The 8,089-nt window shown below is 69.6% G+C and carries 6 protein-coding genes and 2 rRNA genes (1 of these 8 cut by a window edge); 4 read left to right on the top strand and 4 right to left on the bottom strand.

Annotated elements, in window-relative coordinates; translation table 11 throughout:
- Together AB0J68_RS15455 and rrf are read left to right on the top strand one after the other, a co-directional pair.
- A 23S ribosomal RNA gene (locus AB0J68_RS15455) occupies positions 1–1,634 on the top strand (it extends 1,769 nt beyond the left edge of the window).
- Between the two features lie 85 nt (positions 1,635–1,719).
- Positions 1,720–1,836, top strand: a 5S ribosomal RNA gene (gene rrf, locus AB0J68_RS15460).
- A 183-nt stretch (positions 1,837–2,019) separates the two neighbouring features.
- Here the strand turns inward: rrf and AB0J68_RS15465 are convergent.
- Positions 2,020–2,508: a hypothetical protein gene (locus tag AB0J68_RS15465; RefSeq protein ID WP_363939009.1), complete on the bottom strand. Its 489-nt coding sequence runs from the start codon at positions 2,506–2,508 to the stop codon at positions 2,020–2,022.
- A 9-nt stretch (positions 2,509–2,517) separates the two neighbouring features.
- On the opposite strand from AB0J68_RS15465, the gene AB0J68_RS15470 reads away from it, so the two are divergent.
- A complete protein-coding gene (locus AB0J68_RS15470; RefSeq protein ID WP_363939011.1) occupies positions 2,518–2,826 on the top strand; it encodes a hypothetical protein in 309 nt (102 codons plus the stop codon).
- Positions 2,827–2,853: 27 nt separating this feature from the next.
- On the opposite strand, the gene AB0J68_RS15475 is transcribed toward AB0J68_RS15470, so the two are convergent.
- Positions 2,854–4,677 carry a VanW family protein gene (locus tag AB0J68_RS15475; RefSeq protein WP_363939012.1) on the bottom strand — a complete coding sequence of 608 codons (1,824 nt, stop codon included), beginning with the start codon at positions 4,675–4,677 and terminating at the stop codon, positions 2,854–2,856.
- A gap of 197 nt (positions 4,678–4,874) precedes the next feature.
- On the opposite strand from AB0J68_RS15475, the gene nudC reads away from it, so the two are divergent.
- Positions 4,875–5,795 (top strand): NAD(+) diphosphatase, encoded by a 921-nt coding sequence (nudC, locus tag AB0J68_RS15480; RefSeq protein WP_363939014.1) that lies wholly within the window; start codon positions 4,875–4,877, stop codon positions 5,793–5,795.
- Between the two features lie 19 nt (positions 5,796–5,814).
- Here the strand turns inward: nudC and AB0J68_RS15485 are convergent, their stop codons facing one another.
- Entirely contained in the window at positions 5,815–7,020 is a 1,206-nt protein-coding gene (locus AB0J68_RS15485; protein ID WP_363939018.1) for a polysaccharide biosynthesis protein, read from the bottom strand.
- 77 nt (positions 7,021–7,097) lie between these two features.
- Positions 7,098–7,982 carry a hypothetical protein gene (locus AB0J68_RS15490; protein WP_363939016.1) on the bottom strand — a complete coding sequence of 295 codons (885 nt, stop codon included), beginning with the start codon at positions 7,980–7,982 and terminating at the stop codon, positions 7,098–7,100.
- Positions 7,983–8,089 lie beyond the last annotated feature (107 nt).

Genomic DNA, 8,089 nt, shown 5'->3' on the forward strand with positions numbered 1-8,089 from the left:
GCCGAGAGGCGTAGTCGATGGACAACGGGTTGATATTCCCGTACCCGCGAAAGAGCGTCCCTGATGAACCTCGTTGTGCTAACCACCCAAACCAGCTGCGACCTTCGGGTCAAAGCTGGGGAGCGTGGGAACCTGATGGGTAGTAGTCAAGCGATGGGGTGACGCAGGAAGGTAGCTGAGCCCGGCCGGTGGTTGTGCCGGGGTAAGCGTGTAGGCCGTGTCGTAGGCAAATCCGCGACACACTAGGGCTGAGACGTGATGCCGAGCCGATTCAGGTGAAGTCAGTGATCCTATGCTGCCGAGAAAAGCCTCTAGCGAGTTCTTAGCGGCCCGTACCCCAAACCGACACAGGTGGTCAGGTAGAGAATACCGAGGCGATCGGGCGAACTGTGGTTAAGGAACTCGGCAAATTGCCCCCGTAACTTAGGGAGAAGGGGGGCCGGAGACGTGAAGCCCCGCGCGGGTGGAGCGTTGTATGGCCGCAGAGAGCAGGGGGAAGCGACTGTTTACTAAAAACACAGGTCCATGCGAAGAAGTAATTCGATGTATATGGACTGACGCCTGCCCGGTGCTGGAACGTTAAGGGGACCTGTTAGCTCTTCGGGGCGAAGCGGAGAACTTAAGCGCCAGTAAACGGCGGTGGTAACTATAACCATCCTAAGGTAGCGAAATTCCTTGTCGGGTAAGTTCCGACCTGCACGAATGGCGTAACGACTTCCCCACTGTCTCAACCACAGGCCCGGCGAAATTGCAGTACGAGTAAAGATGCTCGTTACGCGCGGCAGGACGGAAAGACCCCGGGACCTTTACTATAGCTTGACATTGGTACTCGAATTAGCTTGTGTAGGATAGGTGGGAGCCGGTGAAGTCCATACGCCAGTATGGGTGGAGGCAATCTTGAAATACCACTCTGGTTGATTTGGGTATCTAACTTCGGACCGTTATCCGGTTCAGGGACAGTGTCTGGTGGGTAGTTTAACTGGGGCGGTTGCCTCCTAAAGGGTAACGGAGGCGCCCAAAGGTTCCCTCAGCCTGGTTGGCAATCAGGTGTTGAGTGCAAGTACACAAGGGAGCTTGACTGTGAGACTGACAGGTCGAGCAGGGACGAAAGTCGGGACTAGTGATCCGGCACTTGCGAGTGGAAGCGGTGTCGCTCAACGGATAAAAGGTACCCCGGGGATAACAGGCTGATCTTCCCCAAGAGTCCATATCGACGGGATGGTTTGGCACCTCGATGTCGGCTCGTCGCATCCTGGGGCTGTAGCAGGTCCCAAGGGTTGGGCTGTTCGCCCATTAAAGCGGTACGCGAGCTGGGTTTAGAACGTCGTGAGACAGTTCGGTCCCTATCCGCCGTGCGCGTAGGATACTTGAGAAGGGCTGTCCCTAGTACGAGAGGACCGGGACGGACGAACCTCTGGTGTGCCAGTTGTCCCGCCAGGGGCACGGCTGGTTAGCTACGTTCGGAAGGGATAACCGCTGAAAGCATCTAAGCGGGAAGCCTGCTTCAAGATGAGGTATCCCACCCACCTTGGTGGGGTAAGGCCCCCAGCTAGACGACTGGGTTGATAGGCCGGAAATGTAAGCCCGGTAACGGGTTCAGTTGACCGGTACTAATAGGCCGAGGACTTGACTACTAAGCTGCTACGCGTCCACTGTGCAACTCTGAACAAGCGAACACCCGTGAACTGTTGCCGGGGTTGTTTGATATGTTCATAGAGTTACGGCGGTCATGGCGGAGGGGAAACGCCCGGTCACATTCCGAACCCGGAAGCTAAGCCCTCCAGCGCCGATGGTACTGCACTCGTGAGGGTGTGGGAGAGTAGGACACCGCCGGACAATCTTCCAGAAAAGGCCACCCCCAACAGGGGTGGCCTTTTCTGCGTTTCCGCGCTTGGCACCCGATGCCGGTGACCGATACCTGGCCTAGGCTCGTTCCTGTGGATGACCTCCTGGCGAGGGATCAGACCGCGTGACCGGAGGAGTCGATGCGGGGATGACCCCAGAGCGACCGATGCCCACTCAGGACGACGTGCTCGGATACTTCGACACGCTGTCGAACTGGGGACGGTGGGGTGACGACGACGAGCTCGGCACCCTGAACCACATCACCGACGACGTTCGGCTGGCGGCGGCGCGGGCCGTGCGCCACGGCCGGAGCGTGTCCTGCGCGTGGGAGGTCGCCGTACCGCAGGAGATGGAGCGGTCGACGATGTCGTGCCCGTGCGCCGCCGACATGCCGGGTGCGGAGAACATGCGGGTGGCCGCCTTCCACGCCGATTGGTCGACGCCGCGACGGGATCGGCGTGGGCGGCCGTCACGGCGGCGGCGAACGGCATCGTCACCCGTGGTGTGCTGCTGGACGTCGCGGGGGCCCGCGGTGTGCCGTGGTTGGAGCCGGGCCAGGGTGTCGTTCCCGAGGATCTGGAGGAGGCCGAGCACCGCCAGGGCGTCCGGGTGTGAACCGGCGATGCGGTGCTCCTGCGCACCGGCTGCGGCCGCTTCCGGCACGAATCCGGTGTGGCCAGCGGTTTCACGCAGGCCGGCTGGCACGCGTCCTGCCTGCCGTGGCTGCACGAACGGCAGGTCGCGCTGATCGGTGCCGACACTCCGCAGGACGTACAGCCGTCGGGGTACGACGACGTGTTGATGCCGGTGCACGCCGTGAGCCTCGTCGCGATGGGTCTGTGGCTGCTCGACAACTGCGACCTGGAGGCGTGCGCGACAACGGCCGCCGAGCTGGGCCAGTGGGACTTCCAGCTCGCCGTCGCGCCGGTCCGCTTCGCCGGCACGTCCGGCAGCCCGGTCAACCCGACCGCCACCTTCTGACCACGGCGTGAGGGCGGCCGTGGAGGCTCAGGAGGGCTTGGGGCCGCAGACGTAGCGGGGCTCCGCGTCGTAGCGCCAGGTGAACTTCTCCCGCTTGACGACCACGCCGCCCTTCTTGATGACCCGGAAGGCGTCCTGGGCGAAGCCGTTGATGCCGTTGCTCGGAATGCACGACGGGCCGGGTTCGAGGTGGATGACCTTCGGGGTGGTGATGTCGCGCCGAGGGCCGTACTCCGTCTTCACGCTGTCGTAGATCTTCGTGCTCCAGATCGAGACGGTCACCGAACTCGACGTGTACGAGGTGTCGATGAGCAGGCCGTACTCGGTGTTGTTGCGGAACTTGAAGTCCAGGCTCGGCCAGAAGATGGTCGACTCGATGACGGCCGGGTACCTGTCGAACCAGTACGAGTGCGGCTTGTGCTCGACGTCCTCCAGGCCCGCGTAGTAGGTGGCGTTGAACAGGGTGGTGGTGAACTGCGAGGTGCCACCGCCGACGCCCGGCACCAGCTTGCCGTCCAGGATGACCGGCGCGTGCCGGTAGCCCTGCGCGTAGCCACGTTCGCCGGTGTGCCCGTTCAGGGAGAACGTCTTGCCCGGCAGTACGACCGTGCCGTCCACCTCCTTGGCGATGGTGGCGATGTTCTGGCTGCGCGACGACGCCATGCCACCGGTGAACCGCGTGGTGAAGGTGGACACCCGCTCCTTGATGCCCAGACCGGCCAGCTTCTCCGCGGTCAGCTCCGGCGGTGTCGCCTTCAGCTCGCCGGTCACCTCGCGTCCGTCCGACTTCGGCAGCACGGCCAACAGGTCACGACCCAGGGCTGCGGTGTCGAGCTGCTGGCCGGCGCGACCGTCGGTGACCTTGGGTCGGCCGCCGGAGATGGTCATCGACGCGTCCTTCGGGGGCACCTCGATCGCGAGCAGGTCGTCGCCCAGGGCTGCGCGCAGCCGCTTGACGTCGACCGCCGGGGTGAGCTTGCCGGCCTTGTCGGCGGTGAATCGGAGGCTCTTCGCGATGGCCGCCGGTGGCACCTGCACGGAGCCCTTGTCGGTGCGCAGGGTGACCGGCGCGGCGACCGCCGGCTTGGCCAGCTCGGCGACCAACCGGTCCAGCTCCTCGGCGGTGGTCGCCGGCTGACTCTCCACGAGCGGCACGGCGACCGGGGTGCCGGCCAGCCACCCGGTGCGGACGGCGTCGGCGGAGCGCTGCGGGTCGAACGCCAGGCTCGGCTTGGGGCGTACGACCTTGGGGGTGGTGCCCTGGTAGGTGATGGCAGGCATCGTCATCGGGCGGACCTGGTCGCCGAGCACCTTGCGCAGGGCCGCGTCCAGCCGGTCGGCGTCGATGGTGACCACCGGGTCGACGGTTCGGGAGCCGACCAGCCGACTGACCGGGTGCGCGTCGGCCTCGGCCGCCGCGGCCACGCTGGCCGCCACGTCGACGCTCAGCCCGACCTCAACGGGGTTGATCTCGGCGGTGCGCTCCCCGACCGTGACCCGCAGTGGCGCGGCGAGGGCCGCCGCCCGCCGGTCCAGCTCAGCCCGCAACTCCCGGTCGGCGGCGCTGCGGCTCCGACCGCCCAGCTCGGCGCCGAGCACGCTGGTGCCCCGGGGCACGTCCCCGGCGTACGCCCAGGCGCCGGCGCCCGCCACGGCGGCGAGGACGGTGCCGGTGACGCCGGCCGCGAGCAGCATCCGCACCCGGCGGGGACGGCGTCCACCGTTGCCCGGCTCGGCGGTGGCCGTGGGCGGCGTGACCGGATCCGGCCCGTCGTCCGGCCAGGTGACCGCGGTGACCTGCACGGTGGGTCGGTCGTCGGTGGGTGGACGTTCATCGCCGTACAGCGTCACTGCAACCTCGATCGCCAGGTGCCACGGGAGGTCCCCCCTCCCGGAGGACACCACGGTAACCAATGCTCGGCCGTCCGCGCGGGCTGCGCCCGCTCTGCGCTGGCACCGCGTGTCGTTCGGCGTGTCGCGTGGGCCGGGGGCGAGCCAGGGCCGGGGTCGGTGCCGACGCCGGGTCGCCGCCGTGGCACGGTGGCGGGGTGGACGCTGCGGAGCGGGTGTTGGCGTACGGCGGCGGTTGGCTGGAGCGGGCGGGCGCGCTGCGTACCGACGCCGCTCGACTGGACGCGCTGCTGACCGACCCGACGACCGTGGTGCTGCCGCTGTGGCGGGACCGCTGCCTGGTTGACGGGGTCGGGCCGGTCCGGTTGACGGCCGAGCGCGCGTCGCTCGTCCGGTCGGCTGCCGCCGAGACCGTCTTCCTGGGGCTCGACGGGGACGTCGCGGTGTTCGCCGTGGACCTCTCCGGGCTCAGCGAGCCCGCCGCCGTCGAGATGGCGGGCGCGACGCGGGCGGTCGACGTACGGGCCCTGGTCGGGCGGCTCGACCCGGCTGACGCGGCGGCCCAGGCGTACGCCCGGGGGTTGCTGCACTGGCACCGGCAGCAGCGGTACTGCGGCACCTGCGGCGCGGCGGCCGTCGCCGGCGGTGGCGGGCATGTGCGGACCTGTTCCGGCGCGGAGTGCGGTCGGCTGCTGTTCCCCCGGATCGAACCGGCGATCATCGTGCTGGTCGAGGCGCCCGGCTCGCCGGAGCGCTGCCTGCTGGCCCGGCACGCGGGCGCGGCGGCGGGCGCGTACTCGACGCTGGCCGGCTTCGTCGAGGTGGGCGAGAGCCTGGAGGACGCGGTCCGGCGGGAGATGGCCGAGGAGGCCGGTGTCACCGTGACGGACCTGGCGTACCAGGGGTCGCAGGCGTGGCCGTTCCCCGCCGGGCTGATGGTGGGCTTCCGGGCCCGCGTCGCGTCCGAGGAGGTGCGGGTGGACGGCGTGGAGCTGTTGGAGGCGCGCTGGTTCAGCCGGGCGGAGCTGCGCGAGCGGGTCGCCGCCGGTCGTCCACTCGGCCGGGTCGACTCGATCGATCACCAGTTGCTGAGCACCTGGTTGGCAGCGGGCGACTGACCCGGGCAGCGCCCAGGGGTCAGCCACGCGCGGGGCGGGCCAGCCAGACCAGCACGGCTGCGGTCAGCGCGGCGGTGACCAGCGCGCAGCTCAGTACGCCCTCGACCGTGCGCGGCGCCACCAGCAGGGCCGCACCGACCAGGCCGGCGGTGGCCACCCAGAGCGGCGCGGCCGGCCAGCGGGCACCGGTCGCCACTCTTTCGTTGACCAGCATGAACACCACCGCGTAGAGGGCGCCGGTGGCGGCGAAGAGCGGGGCCTCGCCGGCCAGGTGCAGGTAGTCCGCCCCGCCCACCAGCCGGAAGGCCAGCTCACCGGCGACCGCTGCGGCGGCCACCAGCACCGCACCGCAGGCCACGATCAGCCCCAGCGCGAGCGCCCGGGCCCGCCGGTCGCCCGAGGCCAGCCGCGGCAGCACCAGCAGGGTGACCACCTGCGGCGCCCAGAGCGCGCCCTTGGTGAGGACCGCGCCGACCGCGTAGCCGCCGGAGCCGCTGGCCGGCAGGAGTTGGCGGGCGAGGAGCAGGTCGGCGTACGAGATGACCAGCATCGCGAGGGTGGCACCGCACGCCGTCAGCACCTGCCGGCCGCTCAGGGTGCGGTCGCGGTCGTCGGCGAGGGTTGGTGCCACCCCGGGTCCGGGGACGCCGAGGGCCGGACCGCTGGGGGCGGCGGGCGCGGCGAGCCGGGCCAGCAGCGGGAGGACGACGAAGCCGGCCAGCGTCCCGAGCAGCAGGGAGCCGACCGGTCCCCAGCCGAGGGCGAGCCCGACGATGAGACCGCCGTAACGCCCGGCGGCGAGCCCGGTCATCGCGCCCGAGAGCCGCAGGAACCGCTGGTCACCCTGGAGCTCGCCGAGCCAGCGACCGGCCAGCACGGTGGCGAAGGTGGTCGGGGCGAGCAGCAGGGTCAGCGCGACCGGGAGCCGGAGCGCCACCGTGAGTGCCGGTGCCGCGACGAGGGTCATCCCGGCGGTGAAGGCGGCGGTGCGCAGCGCCAGTCGTGTCGTCCCGCTGGGCCCCGACCGGGCGCGATGGGCCGCCACCGCGATCTGCAGGCCGAACCCGGGCACCGCCGCGATGGCGCCGAGTGCCAGCACCGTGGCCAGCGCACCCAGGTCGGAGGCGGTCAGCTGGCGGGCACCGAGCATCGGAACCAGGTAGGCCAACCCGTTGGTCAGCATGGTGGCGGCGGTGACCGCCGCTCCGGCGACACCGAGCCGCACGACCCCTGTGTCGCGGGCGGGGCGCTTCGCCGCACCGGGCTGGGCCGGGTCCGCCACCAGCCGGGGTTCCTCGGTGGTCACTCGGGCTTCGGTACCACGTCGCCGACGCTGATCTCGTTCGTGCAGAGCGTCAGGTCCGGCCCGCCGGTCACCGTCAGCTCCACCGCGCCGTCACCGCCGGTGATCTCGAAGAAGCGCTGGTTCAGGCCCCTCTTGACCGGGAACGTGTGGCTGCCCTGCCCGAAGCGCAGCACCGCAGTGCCATCGGCCGAGCTGAGGTACCCGATGCGGACGACCCAGTCCCAGTGGTGCCGTGGCTTGTCCAGCGGTATCCGGACGGTCTGACCGGCTTGCACCAGGTAGCCGCAGCCCTCCTGCGGGCCGGGCACGACGTTGCTGCCCTGGATGATGGCCACCTGGACCCGCCCCAGCCCGTCGAGTATCGAGGCGTTCTCCGTGTCCTCCACGAACTCCGGGCGGGAGCCGGCGGCGGCGAAGAACCGGGACTGATAGTTGTACGGCCAGGACAGATTCGACAACACCTCGCTCGGGAGCGGCGTGTCGAAGAAGACGGTGCCGGGCGGGGCGCTGGCCAGCTCGATCCGGGCCGTGTCGAGGTAGGACCGGCCGTACTTCTTCGCCCACTCGTCGCCGTAGCGCGACGTGGTCCAGACCGTGCCGAACATCGCCGCCACCAGCAGGAGCGCCAGACCCGCCGTCACGACCTCGCGGTACCGCTCGGGCACCGGCCCCAGCCAGTCCGGCGGCACTGGTGTCGACGGCCGCCGCTCCCGTCCGCCGGCCGCGGACGACGCCGGGACGTCCGGCTCGCGCTCCGCGGAGGGCCGCGCCGTCGCCGGGGCCTCGGCTGCCGGCTCCGGATCGAACTCGGGATCCGGCTCGGTCCTCGGCTCGGCGGCCGGCCCGTGGTACGGGTCGTCCGGGGCCTCGGCGTGGATCACACCGGCCCGGGACGAGTAGCGTTCAGGCCCCTCTTGACCGGGAACGTGTGGCTGCCCTGCCCGAAGCGCAGCACCGCAGTGCCATCGGCCGAGCTGAGGTACCCGAT

Origin of the sequence: Micromonospora sp. NPDC049580, assembly GCF_040675595.1 — a bacterium.
Taxonomy (GTDB): Bacteria; Actinomycetota; Actinomycetes; order Mycobacteriales; family Micromonosporaceae; genus Micromonospora.